Source organism: Phocaeicola salanitronis DSM 18170 (assembly GCF_000190575.1).
Classification (GTDB): Bacteria; Bacteroidota; Bacteroidia; order Bacteroidales; family Bacteroidaceae; genus Phocaeicola; species Phocaeicola salanitronis.
In genome coordinates, this window is record NC_015164.1 from 3,719,502 (window position 1) to 3,743,491 (window position 23,990).

The 23,990-nt window shown below is 38.2% G+C and carries 31 protein-coding genes and 1 pseudogene; 3 read left to right on the forward strand and 29 right to left on the reverse strand.

Annotated elements, in window-relative coordinates:
* Positions 1-2 precede the first annotated feature (2 nt).
* The 6 genes from BACSA_RS15910 to BACSA_RS15950 form a co-directional block, all read right to left on the reverse strand.
* Entirely contained in the window at positions 3-1,286 is a 1,284-nt protein-coding gene (locus BACSA_RS15910) for a sigma-54-dependent transcriptional regulator (RefSeq protein WP_013619047.1), read from the reverse strand.
* On the reverse strand, positions 1,267-3,579 hold the full coding sequence (locus BACSA_RS15915) for a hybrid sensor histidine kinase/response regulator (protein WP_013619048.1): 2,313 nt from the start codon (positions 3,577-3,579) through the stop codon (positions 1,267-1,269). Before BACSA_RS15915 ends, BACSA_RS15910 begins: the two co-directional genes overlap by 20 nt.
* 484 nt (positions 3,580-4,063) lie before the next feature.
* Positions 4,064-4,522: a hypothetical protein gene (locus BACSA_RS15920; RefSeq protein WP_013619049.1), complete on the reverse strand. Its 459-nt coding sequence runs from the start codon at positions 4,520-4,522 to the stop codon at positions 4,064-4,066.
* A gap of 1,624 nt (positions 4,523-6,146) precedes the next feature.
* Positions 6,147-6,698: a hypothetical protein gene (locus BACSA_RS15940; RefSeq protein ID WP_013619053.1), complete on the reverse strand. Its 552-nt coding sequence runs from the start codon at positions 6,696-6,698 to the stop codon at positions 6,147-6,149.
* A gap of 87 nt (positions 6,699-6,785) precedes the next feature.
* On the reverse strand, positions 6,786-7,202 hold the full coding sequence (locus tag BACSA_RS15945) for a hypothetical protein (RefSeq protein ID WP_013619054.1): 417 nt from the start codon (positions 7,200-7,202) through the stop codon (positions 6,786-6,788).
* A gap of 83 nt (positions 7,203-7,285) precedes the next feature.
* A complete protein-coding gene (locus BACSA_RS15950) occupies positions 7,286-7,822 on the reverse strand; it encodes a DUF4303 domain-containing protein (protein WP_013619055.1) in 537 nt (178 codons plus the stop codon).
* A 134-nt stretch (positions 7,823-7,956) separates the two neighbouring features.
* Here BACSA_RS15950 and BACSA_RS15955 point away from each other — a divergent pair, with 134 nt between their 5' ends.
* Positions 7,957-8,241, forward strand: coding sequence for a hypothetical protein (locus BACSA_RS15955; RefSeq protein ID WP_018712193.1), 285 nt, complete (start codon positions 7,957-7,959; stop codon positions 8,239-8,241).
* A 24-nt stretch (positions 8,242-8,265) separates the two neighbouring features.
* Here the strand turns inward: BACSA_RS15955 and BACSA_RS15960 are convergent, their stop codons facing one another.
* The 3 genes from BACSA_RS15960 to BACSA_RS15970 form a co-directional block, all read right to left on the reverse strand.
* Complete coding sequence (locus tag BACSA_RS15960) at positions 8,266-9,015, reverse strand: hypothetical protein (RefSeq protein ID WP_013619056.1); 750 nt, start codon at positions 9,013-9,015, stop codon at positions 8,266-8,268.
* Positions 9,016-9,091: 76 nt separating this feature from the next.
* Positions 9,092-9,526: a DUF3997 domain-containing protein gene (locus BACSA_RS15965; RefSeq protein WP_013619057.1), complete on the reverse strand. Its 435-nt coding sequence runs from the start codon at positions 9,524-9,526 to the stop codon at positions 9,092-9,094.
* Positions 9,527-9,570: 44 nt separating this feature from the next.
* On the reverse strand, positions 9,571-9,966 hold the full coding sequence (locus tag BACSA_RS15970) for a hypothetical protein (RefSeq protein WP_013619058.1): 396 nt from the start codon (positions 9,964-9,966) through the stop codon (positions 9,571-9,573).
* A 625-nt stretch (positions 9,967-10,591) separates the two neighbouring features.
* Between BACSA_RS15970 and BACSA_RS15980 the strand changes: the two genes are divergently transcribed.
* A complete protein-coding gene (locus tag BACSA_RS15980; protein ID WP_041584085.1) occupies positions 10,592-10,840 on the forward strand; it encodes a hypothetical protein in 249 nt (82 codons plus the stop codon).
* A 20-nt stretch (positions 10,841-10,860) separates the two neighbouring features.
* Here the strand turns inward: BACSA_RS15980 and BACSA_RS15985 are convergent, their stop codons facing one another.
* The 19 genes and pseudogenes from BACSA_RS15985 to BACSA_RS16070 form a co-directional block, all read right to left on the reverse strand.
* The gene (locus BACSA_RS15985) at positions 10,861-11,430 is read right to left on the reverse strand and encodes a DUF4274 domain-containing protein (protein ID WP_013619060.1); all 570 of its coding nucleotides are present in this window, start codon (positions 11,428-11,430) and stop codon (positions 10,861-10,863) included.
* 120 nt (positions 11,431-11,550) lie between these two features.
* Positions 11,551-11,703, reverse strand: a complete 153-nt coding sequence (locus BACSA_RS19520; protein WP_013619061.1) for a hypothetical protein — start codon at positions 11,701-11,703, stop codon at positions 11,551-11,553.
* 79 nt (positions 11,704-11,782) lie between these two features.
* A complete protein-coding gene (locus BACSA_RS15990; RefSeq protein ID WP_013619062.1) occupies positions 11,783-12,304 on the reverse strand; it encodes a hypothetical protein in 522 nt (173 codons plus the stop codon).
* A gap of 47 nt (positions 12,305-12,351) precedes the next feature.
* Positions 12,352-13,053, reverse strand: a complete 702-nt coding sequence (locus BACSA_RS15995; protein ID WP_013619063.1) for a hypothetical protein — start codon at positions 13,051-13,053, stop codon at positions 12,352-12,354.
* A gap of 53 nt (positions 13,054-13,106) precedes the next feature.
* Positions 13,107-13,571 carry a hypothetical protein gene (locus tag BACSA_RS16000; protein ID WP_041584086.1) on the reverse strand — a complete coding sequence of 155 codons (465 nt, stop codon included), beginning with the start codon at positions 13,569-13,571 and terminating at the stop codon, positions 13,107-13,109.
* 354 nt (positions 13,572-13,925) lie between these two features.
* Positions 13,926-14,330 (reverse strand): hypothetical protein, encoded by a 405-nt coding sequence (locus BACSA_RS16010; RefSeq protein WP_013619066.1) that lies wholly within the window; start codon positions 14,328-14,330, stop codon positions 13,926-13,928.
* 61 nt (positions 14,331-14,391) lie between these two features.
* Complete coding sequence (locus BACSA_RS16015; protein WP_013619067.1) at positions 14,392-14,772, reverse strand: hypothetical protein; 381 nt, start codon at positions 14,770-14,772, stop codon at positions 14,392-14,394.
* 91 nt (positions 14,773-14,863) lie between these two features.
* The gene (locus tag BACSA_RS16020) at positions 14,864-15,451 is read right to left on the reverse strand and encodes a hypothetical protein (RefSeq protein WP_013619068.1); all 588 of its coding nucleotides are present in this window, start codon (positions 15,449-15,451) and stop codon (positions 14,864-14,866) included.
* Positions 15,452-15,525: 74 nt separating this feature from the next.
* Positions 15,526-16,290 carry a DUF4274 domain-containing protein gene (locus BACSA_RS16025; protein ID WP_013619069.1) on the reverse strand — a complete coding sequence of 255 codons (765 nt, stop codon included), beginning with the start codon at positions 16,288-16,290 and terminating at the stop codon, positions 15,526-15,528.
* Between the two features lie 48 nt (positions 16,291-16,338).
* Positions 16,339-16,722, reverse strand: coding sequence for a hypothetical protein (locus tag BACSA_RS16030; protein WP_245546555.1), 384 nt, complete (start codon positions 16,720-16,722; stop codon positions 16,339-16,341).
* Positions 16,723-16,823: 101 nt separating this feature from the next.
* Positions 16,824-17,795, reverse strand: a complete 972-nt coding sequence (locus BACSA_RS16035) for a hypothetical protein (protein ID WP_013619071.1) — start codon at positions 17,793-17,795, stop codon at positions 16,824-16,826.
* Between the two features lie 89 nt (positions 17,796-17,884).
* On the reverse strand, positions 17,885-18,580 hold the full coding sequence (locus tag BACSA_RS16040; protein WP_013619072.1) for an Imm43 family immunity protein: 696 nt from the start codon (positions 18,578-18,580) through the stop codon (positions 17,885-17,887).
* 72 nt (positions 18,581-18,652) lie between these two features.
* Positions 18,653-19,198 carry a hypothetical protein gene (locus BACSA_RS16045; RefSeq protein ID WP_013619073.1) on the reverse strand — a complete coding sequence of 182 codons (546 nt, stop codon included), beginning with the start codon at positions 19,196-19,198 and terminating at the stop codon, positions 18,653-18,655.
* A gap of 76 nt (positions 19,199-19,274) precedes the next feature.
* Positions 19,275-19,943 carry an SMI1/KNR4 family protein gene (locus tag BACSA_RS16050; RefSeq protein WP_013619074.1) on the reverse strand — a complete coding sequence of 223 codons (669 nt, stop codon included), beginning with the start codon at positions 19,941-19,943 and terminating at the stop codon, positions 19,275-19,277.
* Between the two features lie 116 nt (positions 19,944-20,059).
* Complete coding sequence (locus BACSA_RS16055; RefSeq protein WP_013619075.1) at positions 20,060-21,166, reverse strand: tyrosine-type recombinase/integrase; 1,107 nt, start codon at positions 21,164-21,166, stop codon at positions 20,060-20,062.
* A 137-nt stretch (positions 21,167-21,303) separates the two neighbouring features.
* A complete protein-coding gene (locus tag BACSA_RS16060) occupies positions 21,304-21,915 on the reverse strand; it encodes a TetR/AcrR family transcriptional regulator (protein ID WP_013619076.1) in 612 nt (203 codons plus the stop codon).
* A 63-nt stretch (positions 21,916-21,978) separates the two neighbouring features.
* Entirely contained in the window at positions 21,979-22,512 is a 534-nt protein-coding gene (locus tag BACSA_RS20880) for a hypothetical protein (RefSeq protein ID WP_013619077.1), read from the reverse strand.
* 17 nt (positions 22,513-22,529) lie between these two features.
* A pseudogene (locus BACSA_RS20935) lies at positions 22,530-22,619 on the reverse strand (DUF7691 family protein); the annotation flags it as partial.
* 27 nt (positions 22,620-22,646) lie between these two features.
* A complete protein-coding gene (locus tag BACSA_RS16070; protein ID WP_013619078.1) occupies positions 22,647-23,042 on the reverse strand; it encodes a hypothetical protein in 396 nt (131 codons plus the stop codon).
* Between the two features lie 144 nt (positions 23,043-23,186).
* Here BACSA_RS16070 and BACSA_RS16075 point away from each other — a divergent pair, with 144 nt between their 5' ends.
* On the forward strand, positions 23,187-23,435 hold the full coding sequence (locus BACSA_RS16075; RefSeq protein ID WP_083802660.1) for a hypothetical protein: 249 nt from the start codon (positions 23,187-23,189) through the stop codon (positions 23,433-23,435).
* On the opposite strand, the gene BACSA_RS16080 is transcribed toward BACSA_RS16075, so the two are convergent.
* Complete coding sequence (locus BACSA_RS16080; protein WP_013619079.1) at positions 23,415-23,984, reverse strand: DUF4274 domain-containing protein; 570 nt, start codon at positions 23,982-23,984, stop codon at positions 23,415-23,417. The two genes, BACSA_RS16075 and BACSA_RS16080, sit on opposite strands and share 21 nt — an antisense overlap.
* Positions 23,985-23,990 lie beyond the last annotated feature (6 nt).

A 23,990-nucleotide genomic window follows, 5' to 3' on the forward strand; every position in this document is an offset into this window, starting at 1 on the left:
AACTACTTCAATCCAAGTTTTTTCATCTTCTTATACAGGGCCGTACGGCTGCAACCAAGTTCTATAGCCGTACGGCTGACATTGCCATGATTTTTATCCAGCAGATTGCATATTCTGTCCTTTTCTTGAATGATACAAATTTCCGGATTATTATGGCAAACAACATTGTCCAGTCCAAGATCAACCGCTCCCAACAAGGCTTCGTCGGCTATAAGTACCGCACGTTTGATCCTCGCACTCAATTCCCGCACATTACCCGGCCAACCATAATACAGCATACACTCTTTGGCCTCTTCCGCAAAGCCTTCATTCGTAACATGAAATCTTCCGGAATGTTCCTTTCTGAAGAACTCGGCGAGCGGAAGGATATCTTCCTTGCATTCGGCAAGCGAAGGCTGTACGATTTCCAGTTCGGCCAGACGATAATACAGATCCTCACGGAAACGTCCTTCACATACGGCCTTTTTCATATCTTCATTGGTAGCTGAAATAATACGTACATCTGTCCGTTTCACGACATCGCTTCCCACAGGGTTGAACTCCTTCTCTTGCAGGACACGCAGGAGAAGAACCTGCATGGAATACGGCATGTTGCCTACCTCATCCAGAAACAGGGTTCCCCCATTAGCCGTTTCAAAATGTCCTTTCCTGTTGGTGACAGCTCCTGTAAAAGCACCTTTGACTGCACCAAAAAATTCCGAAGCCTGCAAGTCATTGGGGATACTTCCGCAGTTGACGGCGACAAAAGGCTTGTTACGTCTGTCACTGTAACGATGGATCATTTGGGCTATCACTTCCTTACCACTTCCGCTCGGACCGAGTATCATGACCGAAAGATCTGAAGGAGACACACGACGGGCAAGCGAAGCGGTCTTCCGGGCGGCTTCACTTGTACGCTCTACGAATGAGCGTTCCTTGCGCACAATGACCGGCTGTTTCAGCAGGCTGTGCATCAGTTCAAGCAACTGTTCCTGATAAACAGGTTTGGGCAGATAATCTTTTGCGCCGAGTTTGACGGCACGGACTGCATCCGGGAAACAGGCATAATCCGTCATGACAATATAAGGAACCTCCATACCGTTTTTCACCATCCATTCCAGAAGGCTGATTCCATCACCTTCAGGCAGGCGCACATCACCCAATACCAGGCTGATTTCATTCTTTTTCAAAATACTGCGTGCCCCAGGTTCATCTATTGCTGTCAGCACTTCATAACCGGCTTTTTGCAACCATTTCTCTATCATGCCACAAAGTATTATATTATCTTCAACAATTAATATCTTCATGTTTTTTCAATTCATTTCTTGTTTCTTCCATCAAATTTCTGAGCATCTCTGTAATCCGTGTAGCATTTTCATGGATAATTTCATCTTTACTGTCTTTACCATGTAGTATTGTTTGGAATTTACGCAGTATATAGCCTTTGCCAAGCATTTCCCATACCGGCATCATCCGATGTATGGTTTTCCTCATGTCTTCATGGTCATTTGCCTTGATGGCTGCCTCCAGTTCTTCCAACTCTTTTTCCGACTCCTTGATGACAAGAGAAAGCATATGTCCGCTGTCATCCGTATTTTCAAGGATATATGAAAAATCAAAACACCCGACATTTGTCGTTCTTGTTTGAGATATAACGGATGATAAGAAACTAAGAAGCCCATGAATATTGAATGGCTTATGAAGACATCCGGAAAAACCTTCCTTTTCATAAATCCCGCTGTTCCCGTCACCACGGGCCGTCATGACAGCGACAGGAACAGTCCTCGAATTGCCAATATTTGAGTTCCGGAGCAACTTTAATAAGGCAAACCCGTCATTTTCGGGCATTTGCACATCGGTAAGCACTATATCATAGTCCGATTGCTCGAGAGCGAGTACAACTTCCTTGACATTCATACAGGTCGTACAGGCAATTCCCTTGCGTCCAAGCATGTCCTCTGCGATTTTTAATTGTATCGGGTCATCGTCCACGACAAGTACTTTTTTCGGCAATACGGTTATCGGATTACTATCCGGTTGTTCTTCATCCAATAGTTCATTCGTTTCGGGTAAAGGAAATTCAAGTCTGAACACGCTTCCTTTACCTGGTTTGCTTTCCACATTCATTGTTCCATCCAGGACTTTGACCAGTCCCTTGGTTAGAAAGAGTCCCAGACCGAAACCTTCCGAGTTGACATTCTGTGCGGCACGTTCAAAAGGGGCAAACACTTTTTTCAGTGTTTCCTTGTCCATTCCGATGCCGGTATCCCTGATTTCAATTTGTAATTTTCCACTGAAATATTTTGAATGAAAACTGATGGAACCGGATGATGTGAATTTAATGGCATTGGTCAGCAGGTTGGCCAATACCTGTTCCAACTTGTCCGCATCTCCCTTTACGGTCAATGCTGTATTTTCAAGCACCGGATAAAAAATAAGAGCTTTGGTATTTGCCTTTCGGGAAAATTCTTCCGAAATCCTCTGTAGAAAACGCTCAAGATGAAAAGGTGTGTCGTTACGCAAATCACCGGCCTCATTGAGCCTGTAAGCATCCATCAGGTCATTGGTCAGATGAAGAATATGATGACAGGAATGCCGGATATCTTCCAAATAGGTTTCACGTTTCTTCTTGTCCCGTGTATCTGAAGCCAAATCGGCACAATTATGAATATTGCCGAGTGGACCACGGATGTCATGCGAAACGGTCAGGATGATTCTTTTTCGCATTTCAAGCAGTTCTTCATTTTCACAAATTACCTGCTCCAGTTTCGATTTTATCTTGTCTTCTTTACGTAAATCGGAACGGATGACAAGAAATGAAATCAGGAGCAAGACAACGGTAGACACTGTAACAACGGAAAACATACGTATGGAAAGGCTCTGCGCTTCTACAATCTTCCGTTCCTTTTCGGCAAATGCAGCCTGCGACTGAATATCTAGATCGTTTATCAACCGATTGAGCTGTATATTCAATATACGGTTGCGGGTGCTTAGGCTGTCGGCATAGGCATCCATTTCCGCCGTCTGTTGCTGTTGCAAGGCTATCAGGCTGTCGCTGAACTGGTGCAGTTCTTTGGCGGACGGAAGTATCTGAACAGTCTTCTTGCCTCCGAACACCCCTGCCAATCCGCTTTTCTTCTGCTTCACCGTACGGATATGTGTGGCCCGCCTTGCCACTTCAGGCAGATGGTTTATCAAGAGGCTATCCGCCGTGCCTTGTTGCTCCATTGTTTCCATAAGGCGTAGCAGGTGGTTTTCTTTGTCCGCCAGTAGGGAACGAAGAGTGTCTATCTGCATCGGATGTACATACGTCGTACAATGGGGCTTCAGAGTTTGCAGTAGGCTGTCGGTATGTAGGCGCTGTTCTTGGTAATGACGGTAATCCGTCACATTCCAACTGATGACACCTTCCCCCAACAGGGCAAGCTGGGTAATGTGCCGGTGGATGGCACTGATGTTACGGCGCACATGGCGGATGTCCTCTGCCTCGGTTCTTATTTCCATTACCCGTATACGTTCATGCACCAAAATAACGACCATACTTGTGATGACCGTCAAAAGAATAATATATCCGAATAGTATCTTACGTTGAATAGTCATATATATTGCAAACAGAATATCTCATGCTTTCTTCATTTAGTGTCTTATATTTCACCGCCTCAAAGTTACGAAAAGAATCCGAAAAACAAACCAAATGGTTGGTATAAGTGGTAAAAGAACTGCCTGGATGAGAAAAAAGACTGTTGCAAGGTATAACTTATCCTGATTGACGGGGATTATGACCTAGCGACAAGTTCAGCAATGTATGCCTGGCATCTGAACATGCACCTTAATAATTGCAAGACGTAAGTAATGCAGCCGAATGATAGCTGCCCAGTTGGCATCCTGCCACCGGAGCCACCAGCCTTGAAACTGGCGAAAAAGGAAATGCCGCTTTCTCTTTTTCGCCGGGCACATACTTCGCTGCCGATGGAAACAGGTTTAAGCCAGTTTGGATGTATATACAAAAGGACGGACTAAACTTACGGGAGTGGGCAGCAATAATGATGTAATCCGGTGTTCCATATCCAATATATTTTTCAAATTATCTTCGACTCCAATATCCCAAAAGCTTACTGAACAGTATCATCGTAACCAGATACAATACTATTATGCCGTTTATCTCAGCAAAAAACACTAAGGCATCTGCCGTAGGAACACTTTCGTATGTATTTTCGGTTAGATACCTGCCTTCATATCCTGAATAGATGAAATAATACTCGCATGTTTTATATATACCATTGAATAGCAATAGCATAATGGCAGACAATCTGAATTTATTATGACGCAGAAACAAGTGGAAGGAAAGGTCAAGGAATACGAACAATACACAGATTACTACAAAACCAATCAATGCCATCAATCCGTCCGCCGCAGCTCCCGGACCATCATTAACTTCAGTTATGCTCATTAATTGGTTTGGCTCTATCAAGACAATGGCAAACATAAGTAAGTATATTACCCATGCAATCAGTTGTCCAACTTTTATTTCAGCTATCTTCATAATGTTTTATCGTATATACTGATTAATGGCTTGGAAAGGAATATCGTTCAAAGGTTATCTTTCCTTGTTAGTACCTAAGTTCATAATCTCTTGAATGGTCAGCAAAGGGCGGTATTTTGTTGTTGAATCGCCCTTTAAAAATCTGCATATTGTGTTTTTATACCCTTACATGAACAATGGAATTAAAAGAATAATGCAAGTCCTAATAATACAATAAAAGGAGTAAATATGAAAAGATATGCCCATACATTGGAACTGTGTTCATACACCTTTCTTTCCATAATCTTCTCATTCCTATGTTTATACCGATAATAAAAATAAAGGCTGCTCCATAAGGATAACATAATGGCAAGGACTATCAAAAACACATTAGCTGCATTCTTTTGCGGTGAATATTCCATTATGATATAATAGTATATAACTGCGACGTCCACTAAATAGAATAGCAGGATTGTGGACATGATAAATGGCACATGTGTATTCAGATACATACTGGTATCCATATATCGGGTCAATACTTGAATCTTGTAAAACAAGTATTCTAATATTCTGTGAACTATATTCATATTATTGTTGTCTTATAAGCTTTTGAGTAATATATAGAACGTTGCAAACTGTATAATTATGGAAATCACATAGATACCATAATATTGCACATATTTTCTCTCTTTGTCGAATTGCTTGAAATACTTTCTGTATTTGTCCTTCTTGAACAAGAGATGATTATTGATACGATATACTAATACCCCGAGAACTACCCATAGTAGTAAAAAAAGAAAATCCGATTCTAATACAGTTATCAATAAAGTTTTTATTCTTGAAAACTGAATGCCGATAATACATATAACGGCAATTATCCAAAGGCTGATACGATATACAGAAATAATAGCCAAGACTGAAATCCATGTATTAATACCTTTATCTGCCGCATCAGCCTCTATCTTTTTACTAATTGATATAATACGATTTATATAATTATTATTCCATTTCTTTAATCCAAGCCAATAAAAGGGATTAATAAAGTCTGTACAAAAAATAGAATAGTATTTTATATGCACAATAATAAATCATATTATAGTATTTCTCCATCAAATCTTTCATTCCGCTGTTTTTTTGTGTATGTGAGAACAATGTATTTAGTTGCCATCTCGATTTTGTTATAAACTTAATTTATCTATGGATATAATAATCTTTAAGCAGAAACGGAAGGATAAACCAGCTTATTGTACCTATTACAGAAATAGCAACAAAAAACCAACTTTTCTTGTTGTTGCTGTTATTCCTGTAGTGATTGTCCCACCTTCGGTATCTTTTTGTGTCTTCCCAAAATACAATTTCATTTATAAACATAAATAAAAGAGAAACACATATATAAACAACGATTTTGTTCTCATTAATAAAATGAAATGGTGCTATCAGCAGCATTATCAATGCGATAAATGGAAAATAGAAAAACAATCCGCCGATGTAATTTCCGGCTCGCCCATATCCAAGTAATCCCCAGAAAAAATACTTGATTGTAAAATACCAATAGATATACCAGTTCATAATGTTAATCTCAAATTGTTTATAATGGGTTGCAGCTTGCCGCCGTTAGGCGGTACAGGTGCTTGTTACCGATTTTTTACGAACATTGCCAAAATCCTGCGATTATTTCATTGGTTATATGATGCTTATACAGGTATAATGCTCCATATCCGAAAGGATAACTGCCAATGAGAACATCATCATTATAACCATCCTCGTCTATTGACAAGAAAAAAGAAAAGCCCTGTTGCTCTAATTCTTTATAATAGAATTCTTCATCTTGAATCAAAGAAGGGGTACCACCTATTTTTACAAGTATATTTTCACTATCCTTATCTTCTGAATATTCACTAATAGAACACATTCTTAAATTAGCGTTTCGTCTTTCTACACAATTACCAATTTCAGAAAATTCATGCTCTACTATTTTTACTGCTATTGAAGGATATATATTATTGTCTATAAGAGTGTTATAGTCTTGATGAATCAAGATGGAAAGCATAGTATTCTCCTTTTCAGGATGTACTAATGTTGCATAGAATTTATAATCGCAGGAGATTTGTTCTTCTATACATTTAGGAGGATTACCACCAATCCTGCCTTTTACATTCTTATCGAATGGAATACATTTGGCATATCGTTCGTTCATACTTTCTTTGTTTTTATTATTATCGATAATGGTTTAGCGGGAAACGGCTTGTCCGTTATCCTGCGTTGTTAGCATCATATTTAACTATCAGCAGAAAGCGACATCTCCCGTTCCAACTTCAACAATATCATATTTGCCATCATTAATCCTTATCTTAATGCCACAACCATGCTCAATATCAAATTCAACTCTAAATTCCAGTCCAAACAATTCCTCTGCGTTCTGTTCAAACAAGACGAAAATATGTGTCAATTCAATATCCTGCATACATGCTTCAATTTTATAGGTATCTTTAGCCCATGCTATAACCGAACTACAAGCCAGACTATACCATTCTGACAGGTTATTGACAAATGAGGCAATCTTTTCTTTATATTCATCTGTCAGTTCTTCTTCTGATGCAAACAAACTATCTGACAATGTGATATAAACCTCATTACCTAAATCTTTTAATGACACATACATTTCAAGATTTTCGTCAAAAATTATTTCAGTCGCTTTCATATTTTATTGTTTTTAGTTATGTTGATGCTAATGGCTAAGCGGGGAACGCTGTTAAGCGTTATCACGCTTTGTTACCAACTTTATTATTCACTTTCAGCAGCTTCTTGAAGATATTCTTCAATATCTTCAGAGTTGTTTAGCTCCAAAGCTCTCTGCACATTTGAAGCATCAGGCGGCATTAATTCTACATTTATCAAAATACTCTTGCGTGATTGATTTTGTGCAAAAAGTCCTTCTTTGTCCAAGATTGACATTGCTTTCACCATAGCAGTTAGCCTGACATCAAGCTCCTTTCCCCAATCTTCATCATTCAAACTATCAATATTCGCCCGATGTTCAAAGAGATGTTTTACATCACTAAAATATTCGTCGTAGCCAAAAGCATAATATGGCGAATCTGCATAAGACCATTTTATACTTTGTGCATATGTTTCAGAGTTTGATTGTATTACTCTGCCCAATGCTTCCCACGACCATGCAGAAATGACAGGAGCAAAACCTTCACCTGTCGTCAGAAGCGCACAATAATAAAAATGTTCGCCATTGCTAAACAACTTTTGGAAAGCCATTCTTGCGGCTTTTGTTATGGCTGCTATAAGTATTTCTGTTTCTTTATTCATAAAACAATTGTTGGTAATGTATTGATAACAACACCTGTCAGGAATCGGACATTCCACTAATCCGAGCCATGCGGGACATATATCCTGACCTCCATGCCCCCAAAGGTACGAAAAGAATCGGAGAAACAAACCGAATGGTTTGGAAAAGTCGCAAAAGAGTTGGCGGAAGGGGAAGAAAGGCTGTAGGCATCCTGCCATTTCCCCCGCCAACCACCGGAGCCACCAGCCTTGAAACTGGCGAAAAAGGAAATGCCGCTTTCTCTTTTTCGCCGGGCACATACTTCGCTGCCGATGGAAACAGGTTTAAGCCAGTTTGGATGTATATACAAAAGGATGGACTAAACTTACGGGAGTGGATAGCAATCGGGATGCAATCCGGTGTGCTGGATTTGATAATAATTCAACAGGGAACGCTGTAAGCGTTATCACGCTTTATTATAAACTCAATTTATTTTACATGATTGGCTTTTATTTACCCACCATTCCTGTTCTTCCACTTCACGAGCCTTTTGTATCTCGTCCGTTGTCAGATGCTCATTGTGATAGGCATTATATAGATTTTCCCAACCATTCTTACGATATTTCGGTGATACAACCCATTCGCCTGCATCATTAAACAGGCAAAAGTTTGCAGGAGTATCTGGTATAATCTCATCTGCCCAAGAACAGACTTTTGTCAGTCCCCTTGCGGATTTCCACTTGCCCCGATATTCAGATAAGTTCAATTTCAGTTCTGCTATTTCATTCCGTCCTTTCTCTATTTGTTGTCCGCTCATCCGATACTCTTGCTTGAATGAACCGGAGAATGTACCGCTATATCGTTTATCTCCGTATTCCGCAAACGAATAATGCCCGTATATGAAACCGTCCACTTCCGTATATTCACTTTTTATCATTTGAGAACAGGAAGAAATGCTATCTATACAAACCTTTCCTCTAAACGGACAGATTACGGATAGTCGGGTACGACTGACACCCTTTATCTCATATTCTCTACTATTCATTTTCCGGACTTCGGTAATATGAATGTCAATTCGGCTACAATCTTCTCCTAATATGCCAATCATGTTTGAATTGTCAAACAAGCTCGAAAGGTCTTGCTGCAAAATATCCACTTTGTGATTTTGGGGATAAGCCGCTCCACAAAACCAAAAGAGTAAAAAGATACTGATATAGTATATTTTCTGTTTCATATTTTACATTACTGTTTATAATGGTCGTTTGACAAGGAACGGCGTAAGACGTTATCTTTTCTCGTTAATAATACATTTATAGCTCCTTAAAAGTTATATCATCCGACACTCCCAGTTCTTTCCGTTTGACTTCAAAATCCGTTTTACTGAAAGCCCCGAATTTGTTTTCTTGCGCTTCCCATGCTTCTTGCGTGTTATTTACGGGAATGATGTAATATTCTGTCGTATTCTTGTCATAACGCTGCATGGATATGCCCATGCTGTCCTTCAAAGCACGATATGCCTTGACCAGAATAAAATCATCGTCATATCCCACTGCGTAAACACTCGCTCCGGTTATTCCCATATAAGGCGCATCATTATCGTTTTGTCGGTGATAACACACATCCATATCTTCTTTGGTATCTACCGCTATCAAATAATAGTTCCCTGTAAGATGCCGTTCATATACAAACTCGCAACTTTGCATTAGGGACAACAATAAAAGGAGTAATGATATAACTGTTTTCATGTGCTCAATTATTATTAATGGACAGAAAGGAGCATCGTCAGATGCTATCTTTCGTCGTTACCGGTATTTTTTCTTAATGTCTTACGAATAAAGTTATCTAATTCTTTGGACTTATAGAATTTCCATGATGAATATGCAATCATATTACCTTCTGGATTTTGAGATACACTCCAGTAATTCATACATTCTTTATCTACATAATTCTTAATTGTAATGATTTCTTCCGGCGATAAGCTGCTTAATTGAACAAAATATTCGCCGGAATAATCTTTGTTGATAACTGACGTACTATCAACAAACTTGTTCATGTGTGCGATACAAGCATAAAGGGCATATCCTTTTGCTTCTTCAAGCCGTTCTCTATATACAGGCTTTTGCGTTGTACAACTTGCGGTTACATAAAGTATGCACACCATTGTTATGAATTGTAGACGCTTCATATCTATAACTTTAGTCGTTATCGGTAATGGTTCAGCAGGGAACGGTTTTCCCGTTATCCTGCGTTGTTAGCGAAATATTACTTGAATCTTTTTTATCATATATATTTAGTTATAAATCAATTTGCATATACCTATTCCTATCAAGAACACCAATAGAGGGGAACAATATATCATCCATGCTGGGATTATCTTGTTCCACATGTTACCTTTGTATTTCAAAAGTATAGCGGCAGTCCTTTTGCGAGTATATCGCAAAAATAATGCGATAAAGCACAATATACCTACACCCACAAATATACTTTGTATCTGAATGGGAGTGAAGTTCTTTAATGAAAACCAATCATCTGTCAGTGCTTTGTTAAAGAAGATACTGAAAAAGAAAAATATTATCATAGAAACCATGCCCAATAAGAGGCAAGCACTGAGACGTGCAGCTTCATTATGTTTTCGATAAACCACATATAACCGATAATACAGGTAATCAAAAAAATAATACCTGTATTTTCTCCCTTCTCGCATCAAATTGTTTCGTGCGAAATGACTTATTGTCTCTTTTCTGTATCTCATCTTTGCTGAAATTTTCGCTAATATTTATAATACCATACGGGCATATATCCTAACCTCCATGCCCCCAAAGGTACGAAAAGAATCGGAAAAACAAACCGAACGGTTTGGAAAAGTCGCGAAAGAGTTGGCGGAAGGGGAAGAAAGGCTGTCGGCATCCTGCCATTTCCTCCGCCAACTACCGGAGCCACCAGCCTTAAAACTGGCGGAAAAGGAAATGCCGCTTTCTCTTTTTCGCCGGGCACATACTTCGCTGCCGATGGAAACAGGTTTAAGCCAGTTTGGATGTATATACAAAAGGACGGACTAAACTTACGGGAATATGTGCTATCAGTTCCCATCCGCGAATAAAGCATCAGGAATCTTCTCTATATACTCATTAGTTTTGGGTACTTCCGCATCTTCATATTCAGAGGATAGCCCATGCGCAAAGCCTTGTGATAGAGCTTTTCCCTCAATGAATTTCAATACTTTGGAGTTCTTGATATTTATATCAGATTCGGGAACATGCTCAAGGTCTCCATATTGGGCATAATAGTAGTCCGGGCTCATGAGCCAATAAACCATTCTTGCGGTACGTATATCACAACATGGGTTGCTTAAACATTGCATAACAGTCCAGTTTCCATTATCATAGTTGTAACCATCCAATAGATAATGCAATTCTTCCGAATGTTGGATTGATGCTATTTGGCTTAATATTTCGTTGGCAAATTCTTCCAATCCTATTTTTCGTTGGCGGGAATATGCTTTGAAAAATTCTTCCTCCTCACAACCTTCCATATTCTTATCAAATCTGGATTGAGGCATTGAATAGTAATAAGTATCTCCGGCACATTCCGCCCATACTTTCAAAATATTCAACTCCTGCTTACGCTGCTCGCTTACATTTTCATACATAGCTCTATTATTTTTATTATTGATAATGTTTATTACCTGTAATCCTCCGCCAACTCACTTTTCCGAGTTGCCCAACTCGTTTCCGTGAGTTGCCCGACTCACCGAGCTGAGTTGCCCGACTCACGGAAACGGGTCAGTCGTCCCGTCAGCTATCAGCATAGCCACTTCGCTCTCGTCCACCATCTTGGTGGTGTACTGAACGGGATACCATTTCTTCGGTTCGTCCGGTTCTAACGGGTTGATGCGTTGTACCGCTTTCAAAAAAATGCTCATTGGCGTTTGTTTTTTAGGGGTTTATAATGGCTTGGCGGGGAACGGCGTTAGTCCGTTATCCCGGCTTGTTAATAGTAAATTACTTATAGTAGTCTTTCAGACCTATGCCGATAGTCCAAAAATGTTTACTTTTCTCCAAATCATCTAAAAGCCATATCTTTTCATCTTCATATGTTCCATTTTCCTTAGCTTCCTTTATGCTTTGTCGTATCGTTTCTTCTGAAACCTCTCGGAATATGCCAACAGAAATATTTCTGAAAGCATAACATTCGGGAGCTTCTGAATAGTCAATATCAGAGCCGTTCTTTTGTATCAGCAAATCCACTAATTCATTTGCCAATAACTCAAAAGGATTGACAGCATATAATATTGGCTTAATAGCTTTGGGATATGGACCTGATATAATTTCAATAAACTCTAAACATTTTTGAGAATTGAAATCCAAACGAAGTTCTTCAGAATAATAGAATAATTGGAAATCATCTTCTTGTTCTGGTTGTCCTAAAACCTCTTTTACTTCGTTAGCTGTCATTCCAAATTCTATTGTTCCAACTTCTGCGATATGTATTCCCTTTAAGGGGTTCAATTCTATTTTTGTCATACTCATATTACTATTAATGGTTTGGCGGGAAACACCGTTAGGTGTTATCACGCTTTGTTAGCTATCTCTTTTGTATTTTCCAATTCTTCAATAGTTCTCAAACACATTCCTTTAATACTTTTGTTTGAGGATTTCTGATAGACTAAACGCAAACTGTTTAGAATATCCATTCGTTGATTTTCTGTCATAGTACCACCAAAGAAAAGATTGTCACCATTAGCAACTCTGGTGCAATACCTTCTTATCCCCAATGTAATGTGACTTATAGTAAGCCGATCTCTTTTCTTTGACATTACATTACAGAATATGTCCCATACATCATTATCCCCCATATATCCCATTATAGAACCTGACATTTGACGGACTATCGCACTTGAATGATGTGCATATTGTTTTGCAATCTCATAAGCTCGTTGCTTAAATTCAACACAAGAGGATTCTTTTGCAAAATCTTTGTCATAACAGACGTGATCTATATATCTTTCACACACCATAAGCAATATTAGTAAATACTCCCAAAGTAACTTTTCTTCGGTTTCTTGATGTAAAACCCGAATTAACTTTTCTCGGTTATCCGGAGATAAAAACCACGTTTGCACACTTAATGTGTCACATGTCTTTCCGAACAACTCGCTACGAGATGCCATAGATATAAATTTTACACATTTCTTTCGTTGCACTACACTTTCAGATTGTAATTCTTCCAGTGCGACATCCAATGTTTCTTTGGTGTACTTATACTTTCTCATTTTAATTCAAATTTGCATGGTAGCTAATGGTTAGAAAGGAGCATCGTCAGATGCTATCTTTCGTTGTTAGATACTAAATTTATGGTTTCAAGGACATTGCCCGATATAATATTTTGAACACCACTGAATATATCACTGCCATAATAATAAACAAGATTATCATAATCAGCCCACACTTGTTCTCGTTCATCTAACCATACAGTCAAATAACCGGGATGAATGTCTGCTAAATAGATAACCTTATTGACCTTTAACTTCACAGCCACTTTCTGCATAGCTTCCGGGCTGTATTTCTTTATTTTCTTGACATCAAAATAAAGAATATTAGATTGGTTCAGTTCTAATTTCATGTTATAGAATAGAGCAATCTTGCTTATAATACCGTCATTCAAAGGATAATCAAACTTTGAATAGGATTGTTTCAACTTATCAGCGTAACAATCCGACATCATTTGAAAGTTAAATTCATCCCAATGGTTATGAACAAGTATTTCCTTTATTGCAGTAGGTATATTCATATATAATTGTATCTAATGGTTCAGCAGGGAACGGCTTGCCGTTACCCTGCATTGTTAGTGATATTTTTACCATAATTCTTCTGCGGAGAAATCACCTAAGAAGAAATATAGCAGCATAATGATACTGAACAAAATATACATGCCTATCGAAAAGCATACTATCAATATTATTTTCTTTCCGATACTGCACTTTTTTTCCCTAAACAAGAATAACGAGAGTAAAATCGCTATGAGTATAATAGTTATTGCACATACAATCATATACCTATATTTTGAATTTGTAAATTATGCTGTTATCACTAATGGTTTGACAAGGAGTTGCGTTAGCAGCTAACTTGGCTCGTTAGTAATAATTCATTCCTCTTTCTGTTCATCCAAACATTCATTTACCCATTCTCTTAGTCCTTCATCAATATCTTTCTTCAATGTTTCTTCTAAAATCACTATACCTTCTGATTTTTCGGAAGTGTCAAGAGAGTTTAAGAATCTGTTAAGCATCCATATATTATATTCAGTAGGCACTCTACGAATAGAAGCATATAACAAAGGAGCATAAGTATTATTATCAAATTTTTCCAAATAATGGATTATACGCCCGGGATTGCCAAAGTTAAAATGTGGATACCTTTCAAGCAATCTAAATAAAGGCTCAATTAAAGCATCATCCATTTCAGTTAAAACAGATTCTACCTCTTGCAAATCTTCTTCGGATTGAAGATTCATTTTGTTGATTTTAGAAATAATCTCATTTACATTCATACTTCGTTTATGTTTATCAAGTTATTACTAATGGCTAAGCGGGGAACGCAGTTAGGCGTTATCACGCTTTGTTAGTCACATTATTATTCTTGCTTATAAATTCATAACAGTCATCCAAAGAATATTGGGCTAAAGCGCTTTCTATCCATTTTTCATAACTATCGGGAAGTTTTTCACATTCAGGATGTGTAAACCAATACGTTTCACCATATAGAGCAAGCATTGCCCAATGATAAATGTTTTCGTGAGAAAAGAAAACAATATCATCAGTAGTGTTTATAGGTTGTTGTAAAGGCTGAAAGTCTTTAACCACTTGTTGTGCATTCTCTATGGTAGTATTTCCATATATAGATATGCACTCTTTCAATAGTTCGCAAAACACTTTGAAATGAAAGATGATTTTAACATCTTCATCCTCTGCTACTATAATGTCTTTGTTCATACTGTTATCATTTATAAGTTATTGCAAGTTGTGACTAATGGGTTGTGAATAGCAGACCGTTAGGGCAGCTCATTCACTTGTTACCAACTTTTTATAAACATCCATCATTATAAGATTTCAAGAACTCATCAATCAATGATTTCGGATTACTTCTTGTAGTCCACATAATAGGTAAGTCGTAATATTCCAATTCGTGAACAATGACAGGGACTTCTTTACCTAATTGTTCTTTTATGACACCTCTTTTATGAAGTTCTTGAATAACAGAAATGATAATATCCATAAAGACCAACTGCATTTGGTCGTCTTGTTCATCCAACTTATTTTCTTCTCCATTTTTTTCGGCTCTCGAATACTCTTGTTGAGTATAGAATAAATTGGCTTCTTTAAAATACAAACGGAGATTCTTATCATTGCCGCCAATAGTACCCACTTCGTTTTGTAGCCAAAAAGCATAATTCCATTTGGCTTCCATTAAACTACTGGCATTCCTTTTTGCTACTTCCACTTGAGTTAAAGTGTTATAGCCTATTGTAATAACAGGACATCGGGGGTCGTCTTCAAGATTATCTTTCCAAAAGGAAATAGCATAGATATCTTTGATGTTTTGTTTCCCCATTTTCTTAATCGCTTTTTCTGCTTTTGTATAAAAGCTTTCAAATAATGTTTCTCTATTCATGATTTATATATTTTAGTTGGTAATGGGATGCAGCTTGCTGCCGTTAGGCGGCACAGGTGCTTGTTATCGTCATATTATACAGGTTTCATCATTATTTCAGGAATATTCCACATAGCTTTTGAATTATTCCAATCATGTTTGTATTCAATTATTTCGGGATAATTCTTTTGGCAGATTTCTGAAATAAATCGTTTGAGAATATCTTCACTGACAATAGGCTCAAATCGCCAAAACAACATAAAAGCTATACCTTTATCACATAATGGATGCCTTAAAATATGAAAGACTGTATCTATATTTCCAAGAATGGGAAGATTGCAAGCTATACCATATAAATCCATAGTTGATGAACAAGAATTTATCTGCTTATTCAGATATTCGCCAAACCAAGACTTCACGTCCTGTTCATCATAAATACTATATGGTTCTTCTCCTTTAACGTCTTTATACATAAAATTGGGAATAACAAAAATATCCTTTTTGTCGTTTGCCGGATTGTAATGTATATCTGTTTTAAGATAAAATCCATTAGTATAGTTGATGATGATAATCTTTATAAGGTGGAACACAGTGATGTCCTCTTTTATTTGGGTTTCATTCCACCTATAAACAGTAAAGTCTTGCGGTTGTGCCTGCCAAAAAATCATTAAAGCAGTGGCTTCGCTACATATAGCTTGCTTCACAATCCATTCTAATATTGGTATGTGAATATCCCAATTCACAACACTTGCGAGGTAGTGTAGTTCGTCAGGTTGTGTTAATACAGACAACTTGCTTAAGTTAATATTTGGATTTTCAACAATGTTGTTGTCTATATATTGTTGTATTTCATCTTTCATATTTTATGCATATTGACGATAATGGACAGAAAGGAGCATCGTCAGATGCTATCTTTCGTCGTTACCGGTATTTTTTCTTAATGTCTTACGAATAAAGTTATCTAATTCTTTGGACTTATAGAATTTCCATGATGAATATGCAATCATATTACCTTCTGAATTTTGAGATACACTCCAGTAATTCATACATTCTTTATCTACATAATTCTTAATTGTAATGATTTCTTCCGGCGATAAGCTGCTTAATTGAACAAAATATTCGCCGGAATAATCTTTGTTGATAACTGATGTACTATCAATAAACTTATTCATGTATGCAATACAAGCATAAAGGGCATATCCTTTTGCTTCTTCAAACCGTTCTCTATATGTAACCTTGTGCGTTGTACAACTTGCGGTTACATAAAGTATGCACACTATTGCTATTATCATTTGCATATGCTTCATGTCTATAACTTTATTCGTTGTCGGTAATGGCTTGACAAGGAGCTGCGTTCAGCAGCTATCTTGGCTTGTTAATAATAATTACAATGTTATTCGTATAAAAGATTCACATTTAGCAGAGGAATACTTTCTTTTAAGCACCCCTCGCTTCTATGAATTAGAAATGAAACTAATACTGTTTCAAATTCAGAATCTTCAAGGATATAAGGAGTTAAGTGTGCTATTTTTCCTTTGCCATTCAATGATATTTTAGTCCATTCTTTTTGTGTAAATTCCGGCCACTTCCTTAATTCGTAGCCCGGAATTAAACTCAACTCTCTTATGTCTTCCTTGATGTAAAAGCGACCCTCTTGCTTATACTCTCGCCCCAATAAAGGACGGATAGAATCAACATTTTCAGAACTGTAAATCGGATAAGAATAGGGCTGAATACCCCAAGTTATCATGATTATTTCTTGGCTGAACAGTTCATCGATTAGCTCTGTATTGGAAAATTCGTCTATTAAGTCCAACTTCCGATTGCCATATTTTCGAGTTATTATTTCTTCCATTTTTGCTAAGTCCACAAGAATGAAGCCGAGATAATCATAAGAATCAAAGTATTTGTCAGATATAGAGTAAACCAAATTTTCATTTAGTTTCATTTCTGAAAAATAGAAGTAAATAGTGATAATTTCAACAGGTATTGGAAGAACATCAATAGCGGGCAAGGTGTGAACAGGCTTGTCCTTAAAAATCTTAACACCTATATTAAATTCTCCTTGTAAGCTAAAATCTATTTTATGTTCAGACAAACCACTATTAGGAGAAAGCAATCGTATATCTGACTTGTCATTTATATAGACTTTCCCTAAATAAGTTTGATTTATTAGTTCGCCTAAAATGGAATCATTAAAGGTTAATTGGTCTTCAACCTTTTCAAACACACATCTAACATTATATTGACCTGATATACGATTCATGACATCAGGAATCGTATAACTAATCCGGTCAATACATAGCTGTAAATTGGCAATTAAATCGTTGCCACCTCTAAATGCTATTGTTTTTATTCTTTCCATTTTATGTGAATCTTTTTTACGAACTCATTTATTATTAATGGTTTGGTGAGCAACAGCGTTTAGCTGTTATCTCGACCTTGTTAACGATTTTATTTCACAATCATAAACTCATTCCCATATGGATAAAAGCCTTTATTTATCCATAGTTTGGAGTAGTCTGATAATTTGTAAATTTCAGGTTTATACAGATTCAACACCTTATCCAAAACTCTCTCTCGGAATATTATTCCATCTCCATATTCTATGCTATTCAAAACAAAGAAATTCTGTTTGATGGAATTGTCTTTCAGTTTCATATCAGGATATACTGTAAAACTAATTCCTAATTTTTTCTCTACATCATTTTGAAATGTTATGCCTTTTCCTAAATGGAAAGAATCATTGTCAAAATGATTTATACGTAAAGCATAGTATTTTTTATCCGTTAGAGATTCGTTTTTCTTGTTTACTACCTTGACGGTAGCAATATCATATTTATCAACGAACCCATTTTCTTGAAGTAAAGACAAAAACTCTTCCGATACGATTTTGAGTTTTATGCTGTATTTATCAAGAAAATCAAATTGCAGAATTCCCGGTTTTTTGTTGCATACGAGGTATAAGACAGGAGGTAAATTTTCTCTCCATCCATCCTTGTTTTTCCACATCCATTGCCCGTGGTCTTGGAATTTCTGCCTTTTACCTTCATCGTAAGTATCACAGACATCAGATTTGCCGTACTCCAATAATCCTTTAGGCAGTTTATCTTTCCCATATCGCCAAATATAAAGTTCTTCTATATTCATAATTATTATCGTTAATGGTTTGGTGAGGAACAGCGTTAAGCTGTTATCTCGACCTTGTTACAGACTATTTTATTAACTTAATTCCATTTCCAATATCGTATATACCTGACCTTTGGCATTGCGAATAAGTATGGAAATGAAATCAAAAGCATTACATTTTAGATACTCTTTGTTTACCCAGTCGCCATTGATTAGTTGCACTTGTTGGGTGGTTGGGTATTCATCATCAAAATCGGTATTACTGCATCCAAGAATGATAATTTCAAATTCAGTTTCAGCGTCTTTATCTACAAACTGAATTTCATGAGATAATGGTCGTTCTCTCTTATCCTCTATTAGTAATGCTTCATATCCATTATACCTTTCATCGAAAAGAGTAATCTTTTCTCCTGAATTTACTGAATACGCATATATTGCCAAAGGGAAATTTTGCTTGTTTGCCATGTAATTATCAGTTAATTCACCACAAAAATAAAGTCTGAATTTAGTTTCATGTTGTGGTGATATTAACCGACCTTTCCAATACACAGGATTATTAAACCATGAATCTTCTATCAACTCAGGAAAATAATCTTTGTGTATGATGAATGGTTTTAGATAATCCGGTATATATTCCATATATTTCTGTATTAAGTTGTCTGTAATGGTTTGGAAAGGAACTCCGTTCAGGGGTTATCTTTCCTTGTTAGTAGCGTCATTCCATTTTGTACATTTTTTTCTCCCAACCTTTTAATTCTTGAAGAACAGGTTTGGGATTTTGCAATATCTGATTAAGAAATTCTACAAAATTAGGTGCTAATACTTCCTTTTCAGGTGTTTCGTAATCAAAGAGTACAACTTCACCTTCTTTATTCTCATTGTCTGTCAATTTAAGAGCTATCACACCATAATCAGAATATCGACCTATCGCAAAATACCCTTTATCAAGAATTTCCTCTTGCAGTTCCTTGTTATTTTCAATCAGGATTTTATTCCATGAATGGATAGGCTTTGGATATAGACAAACATCTAAATCCCAAAATATTTCATAAAAGTGCTTGTATTTCAGATAAGTCTTATATGAAAGCGGAAGAATAATATTCAAAATACTCTCTAATTGAGAAATATCCTCGTCTGAAATTTGATTATCTATCGCTTTCCATACATGGTCTTTTTCTGTAATAATGTCCACCATATAATTTGTATGTTCCGGTTGGGTAACATATATCTTGACTGATTTTCCTTGAAGTATGGCATTATCCAGTGAATCCCGCATTTCAGACTCTATGGGTTCTTCATAAGAAGAAACATACATAAGGTATTCTCTATGCTCTTGCACAAAGCCCAAACATTCATCTACATATTTCTTTATTATTTCTTCCATATTCTTATTTTGTTTTCAGTTCGCTACTAATTTGTTTATATATACACCTGTAGGTATAGGATATTTCGATAACCGACACCTGGCAGGTGTGTTTCCTAATCTCTAATAGCCGCACCCTACGAATCATCCAGCGAATCAAGCGGATTTGGGATTTTAGCTTTGTGTGCATTCGATGTATGAAGATATATGGCTGTAGTCTTTATGTCGTTGTGTCCCAACAGTTCCTGTATCGTGTGCAAGTCTGTCCCTTGTTCCAAAAGGTGGGTGGCAAACGAGTGGCGGAGCATGTGTACATGCACTCGGTGCTTGATGCCCGCACGTTGTGCGGCTTCTTTCAGCACTTTCACCAATGCGCTTGCTGAGTATGGTTCTCCGGGCGTTTCGCCCTCAAACAGCCATTTCTTCGGTCGGTATTCACGGAAGTACCGCCGCAGCTCTTCCAGCAGCTTGGGCGAAAGCAGCGAGTAGCGGCATTTCTTGCCCTTGCCCATGATACGCACGGACATCATTTCGCTGTTGATGTCTTTTGGTGTGAGGTTCAGCAATTCACTACGCCGCAATCCGGCTGAATAAACCAAGGAAATCATGCAGTGATGCTTGATGTTAGACAGTTGGTCGAGGATGCGTTTTATCTCGTTCTTGCTCAATACTTCCGGGACGGTCTTGTATTCTTTGGCTCGTGTGATGCCGCCGTAATACTGCCGTTTCCCGCCTTTCACCTGCTCGTAGTAGAACTTGATGGCGTTGATGCGCATATTCTGCTGTGAAACAGAAATTTTCTTTTCGTTTACAAGATAAAGAATGTACCTGTTGATGTCCGCCACTTTCAGGCGGTCGATGTTGCGCCCTTTGTGGTACTCCACGAAGTCGCTGAAATAAGCCCGGTAGGTCTTTATGGTGGATGGGCTGTAGCGTTTCTGTTCCAGCAGTTCCAGATAGCCTTCCGGCAGCGTGTATTCCCTCTTGGGTCTGGGATGCCGCACATATACCTGGCTGTAATCAATGTAGGCATGGGGAGAATAGCGGTCGTAGAAATCCGACAGCTTGAAAACTGCAGCCGCCATGCAAGCGGAATCCTTGCCGGTCATTTCCACGCCTGTATCCTGGGCGAGCAGCAGGGGGATTGCCCCGTTTCCTGCATACTCTATCCGGACATAATCCACACCATCCTTTTCTTCCTTGTGAAGAACGATGCTTCCTCTTTGCCTCTGAGCCTTGTCCATGTCATCGAATTTTGCTTCATGCCCCCAAAGGTACGAAAAGAATCGAAGAAACAAACCAAACGGTTTGGAAAAGTAGCGAAAGAATTTTCGGGAGGGAGGAAAAGGATGCCGGAGGACATAAAAAAAGCCTGAACGGGTCAGGCTTTAATCAGCGAATAGATGAAACGGAGCTTGCGGGAGAGTTCCCCCGTGTCCAGCCCGGAGAGGAAAGCCTGCTCGAAAGACAAGCCGTAGAATACCTCGCGGAACATGGCGGCGGTTTCCTCCGTGTCCACCTCCGCGCGGATTTCGCCCGACGACTTCGCCCGCTCGATAATGTCGCGCCACAGCTTCCGGTCTTTCTCGAACAGGGCGGCGAACTTCGCCCCGGCATCGGGGTAATACTGCCGCACTTGCATCAGCAGGTGGAAGTAGTAGAAGTTGTAGCTGCATCCCTGCGGGTTGTTCCCGTCGTCGAGCAAGCCCACGATGCGGCGCATGGTCTTTTCCACGCTCTCCACGTGGTGGTCGATGAACTCCAGCAGCGTGCCGCCCTGAAAATTGAACTTGTTGGCAGGGTCTTGTGTGGCGAAGATGTATTTGTCCACCACCGCCACGAACAGGTCTTGCTTGAAGGAGTAGTAATAAATCAGCCCCCACTTGGACAGCCCGCAGGCTTTGGCGATAGTCACCAGACTTGCCTTCTCGTAGTTCATCTTGGCGAACACCCGCAAGGCATTCTCCAGCACTTCTTCCCGGTTTGTTATCATAAGCGTAAGGGGTTTATGTTTTTAGCCTACGAAGGTAGGGAAATATTGTGTTTATGGCAAGCATTATACCACTATTTCTATAAGCAACAGATAGAAAGTCGCGAACTGGACTATCAGAGAAACGACATAGATGCCGTAGTAGAGCAGATACTTTTTCTCCTTCTCGAACTTGGCGAAATACTTCCTGTACTTATCGTTCTTGAATACAAATAATTCATTTATATAGCATAGATAGAAAATCAAGAATATAAGCAATAATAAAAGAATGAACTTGTACTCAAAAATGGCAATTGGAACGCCTATGCCTAACATCTTTAAGACCTTACCGCCTACAATCAATACCATACAGAGCAACCAAAAACTGGTGCAACTTATGGCAAATATCGCCCTTGAATCAATGAGTATATTTACTCCTCCATGAATTTCACTAACTTCTTGTTTCTCTATTCTTGATACAATACATTTCATGTACTTGTTGTTCCATTTTGGGATGCTTATCCAATAGAAAGGATTCAAAAGTCTTTTGAATATAAAGAATAACAAATTATACTCGCAATAGTATAGTATATTGTAATATTTCTCCAATAACTTTAGCATGATTTTGATGGCTTAACTTAATACACTATAATCACAAGGTCTTTTTGCGCTTCGCTGGCTTCATCGAAAATGAAATTCAAGTCGTCCATTTCCTGCTCGTAGTCGTAATGGTTAGAAAGGAGCATCGTCAGATGCTATCTTTCGTTGTTACCGATATTTTTCCTTAATGTCTTACGGATAAAGTTATCCAAGTCTTTGGAGTTATAGAATTTCCATGATGAATATGCAATCATATTACCTTCCGGATTGTGTGATATGCTCCAATAATTCATACATTCTTTATCCACATATTCCTTAATTCCGATAATTTCTTCCAGCGATAAGCTGCTTAATTGAACAAAATATTCGCCGGAATAATCTTTGTTGATAACTGATGTACTATCAACAAACTTGTTCATGTGTGCGATGCAAGCATAAAGGGCATATCCTTTTGCTTCTTCAAACCTTTCTCTATATGCAACCTTTTGCGTTGTACAACTTGCCGTTAAACAAATCACACACATCATTGTTATCATTTGTATATGTTTCATGTCTATAACTTTAATCGTTGTTGATAATGTATTGACAATAAAACTTGTCGGGCATCGGACATTCCACCAACCCGCGCCATGCAGAGCGTATATCCTAACCTCCATGCCCCCAAAGGTACGAAAAGAATCGAAGAAACAAACCGAATGGTTTGGAAAAGTCGCGAAAGAGTTGGCGGAAGGGGAAGAAAGGCTGTAGGCATCCTGCCATTTCCCCTGCCAACCACCGGAGCCATCAGCCTTGAAACTGGCGAAAAAGGAAATGCCGCTTTCTCTTTTTCGCCGGGCACATACTTTGCTGCCGATGGAAACAGGTTTAAGCCAGTTTGGATGTATATACAAAAGGACGGACTAAACTTACGGGAATATGTGCTATCAGTTCCCATCCGCGAATAAAGCATCAGGAATCTTCTCTATATACTCATTAGTTTTGGGTACTTCCGCATCTTCATATTCAGAGGATAGCCCATGCGCAAAGCCTTGTGATAGAGTTTTTCCCTCAATGAATTTCAATACTTTGGAGTTCTTGATATTTATATCAGATTCGGGAACATGCTCAAGGTCTCCATATTGGGCATAATAGTAGTCCGGGCTCATGAGCCAATAAACCATTCTTGCGGTACGTATATCACAACATGGGTTGCTTAAACATTGCATAACAGTCCAGTTTCCATTATCATAGTTGTAACCATCCAATAGATAATGCAATTCTTCCGAATGTTGGATTGATGCTATTTGGCTTGATATTTCGTTGGCAAATTCTTCCAATCCTATTTTTCGTTGGCGGGAATATGCTTTGAAAAATTCTTCCTCCTCACAACCTTCCATATTCTTATCAAATCTGGATTGAGGCATTGAATAGTAATAAGTATCTCCGGCACATTCCGCCCATACTTTCAAAATATTCAACTCCTGCTTACGCTGCTCGCTTACATTTTCATACATAGCTCT

What these genes read in the sequence shown, in the direction of transcription:
- BACSA_RS16020 (WP_013619068.1), bottom strand. Translation starts at nt 15,451, where the DNA reads ATGAATAGAGAAACATTATTTGAAAGCTTTTATACAAAAGCAGAAAAA.
- BACSA_RS15965 (WP_013619057.1), bottom strand. Translation starts at nt 9,526, where the DNA reads ATGAAAACAGTTATATCATTACTCCTTTTATTGTTGTCCCTAATGCAA.
- BACSA_RS15945 (WP_013619054.1), bottom strand. Translation starts at nt 7,202, where the DNA reads ATGAAAGCGACTGAAATAATTTTTGACGAAAATCTTGAAATGTATGTG.
- BACSA_RS16060 (WP_013619076.1), bottom strand. Translation starts at nt 21,915, where the DNA reads ATGATAACAAACCGGGAAGAAGTGCTGGAGAATGCCTTGCGGGTGTTC.
- BACSA_RS16000 (WP_041584086.1), bottom strand. Translation starts at nt 13,571, where the DNA reads ATGAATATACCTACTGCAATAAAGGAAATACTTGTTCATAACCATTGG.
- BACSA_RS15940 (WP_013619053.1), bottom strand. Translation starts at nt 6,698, where the DNA reads ATGAACGAACGATATGCCAAATGTATTCCATTCGATAAGAATGTAAAA.
- BACSA_RS15955 (WP_018712193.1), top strand. Translation starts at nt 7,957, where the DNA reads ATGGTTTGGAAAAGTCGCAAAAGAGTTGGCGGAAGGGGAAGAAAGGCT.
- BACSA_RS16070 (WP_013619078.1), bottom strand. Translation starts at nt 23,042, where the DNA reads ATGAAACATATACAAATGATAACAATGATGTGTGTGATTTGTTTAACG.
- BACSA_RS15950 (WP_013619055.1), bottom strand. Translation starts at nt 7,822, where the DNA reads ATGAATAAAGAAACAGAAATACTTATAGCAGCCATAACAAAAGCCGCA.
- BACSA_RS20880 (WP_013619077.1), bottom strand. Translation starts at nt 22,512, where the DNA reads ATGCTAAAGTTATTGGAGAAATATTACAATATACTATACTATTGCGAG.
- BACSA_RS19520 (WP_013619061.1), bottom strand. Translation starts at nt 11,703, where the DNA reads ATGAGCATTTTTTTGAAAGCGGTACAACGCATCAACCCGTTAGAACCG.
- BACSA_RS15980 (WP_041584085.1), top strand. Translation starts at nt 10,592, where the DNA reads ATGCCCCCAAAGGTACGAAAAGAATCGGAAAAACAAACCGAACGGTTT.
- BACSA_RS16080 (WP_013619079.1), bottom strand. Translation starts at nt 23,984, where the DNA reads ATGTATGAAAATGTAAGCGAGCAGCGTAAGCAGGAGTTGAATATTTTG.
- BACSA_RS16035 (WP_013619071.1), bottom strand. Translation starts at nt 17,795, where the DNA reads ATGGAAAGAATAAAAACAATAGCATTTAGAGGTGGCAACGATTTAATT.
- BACSA_RS15910 (WP_013619047.1), bottom strand. Translation starts at nt 1,286, where the DNA reads ATGAAGATATTAATTGTTGAAGATAATATAATACTTTGTGGCATGATA.
- BACSA_RS16045 (WP_013619073.1), bottom strand. Translation starts at nt 19,198, where the DNA reads ATGGAATATATACCGGATTATCTAAAACCATTCATCATACACAAAGAT.
- BACSA_RS16040 (WP_013619072.1), bottom strand. Translation starts at nt 18,580, where the DNA reads ATGAATATAGAAGAACTTTATATTTGGCGATATGGGAAAGATAAACTG.
- BACSA_RS16030 (WP_245546555.1), bottom strand. Translation starts at nt 16,722, where the DNA reads ATGATAATAGCAATAGTGTGCATACTTTATGTAACCGCAAGTTGTACA.
- BACSA_RS15920 (WP_013619049.1), bottom strand. Translation starts at nt 4,522, where the DNA reads ATGAAGATAGCTGAAATAAAAGTTGGACAACTGATTGCATGGGTAATA.
- BACSA_RS15990 (WP_013619062.1), bottom strand. Translation starts at nt 12,304, where the DNA reads ATGACAAAAATAGAATTGAACCCCTTAAAGGGAATACATATCGCAGAA.
- BACSA_RS15970 (WP_013619058.1), bottom strand. Translation starts at nt 9,966, where the DNA reads ATGAAGCGTCTACAATTCATAACAATGGTGTGCATACTTTATGTAACC.
- BACSA_RS16025 (WP_013619069.1), bottom strand. Translation starts at nt 16,290, where the DNA reads ATGAAAGATGAAATACAACAATATATAGACAACAACATTGTTGAAAAT.
- BACSA_RS16075 (WP_083802660.1), top strand. Translation starts at nt 23,187, where the DNA reads ATGGTTTGGAAAAGTCGCGAAAGAGTTGGCGGAAGGGGAAGAAAGGCT.
- BACSA_RS16055 (WP_013619075.1), bottom strand. Translation starts at nt 21,166, where the DNA reads ATGGACAAGGCTCAGAGGCAAAGAGGAAGCATCGTTCTTCACAAGGAA.
- BACSA_RS15915 (WP_013619048.1), bottom strand. Translation starts at nt 3,579, where the DNA reads ATGACTATTCAACGTAAGATACTATTCGGATATATTATTCTTTTGACG.
- BACSA_RS16010 (WP_013619066.1), bottom strand. Translation starts at nt 14,330, where the DNA reads ATGAATGTAAATGAGATTATTTCTAAAATCAACAAAATGAATCTTCAA.
- BACSA_RS15985 (WP_013619060.1), bottom strand. Translation starts at nt 11,430, where the DNA reads ATGTATGAAAATGTAAGCGAGCAGCGTAAGCAGGAGTTGAATATTTTG.
- BACSA_RS16050 (WP_013619074.1), bottom strand. Translation starts at nt 19,943, where the DNA reads ATGGAAGAAATAATAAAGAAATATGTAGATGAATGTTTGGGCTTTGTG.
- BACSA_RS16015 (WP_013619067.1), bottom strand. Translation starts at nt 14,772, where the DNA reads ATGAACAAAGACATTATAGTAGCAGAGGATGAAGATGTTAAAATCATC.
- BACSA_RS15960 (WP_013619056.1), bottom strand. Translation starts at nt 9,015, where the DNA reads ATGAAACAGAAAATATACTATATCAGTATCTTTTTACTCTTTTGGTTT.
- BACSA_RS15995 (WP_013619063.1), bottom strand. Translation starts at nt 13,053, where the DNA reads ATGAGAAAGTATAAGTACACCAAAGAAACATTGGATGTCGCACTGGAA.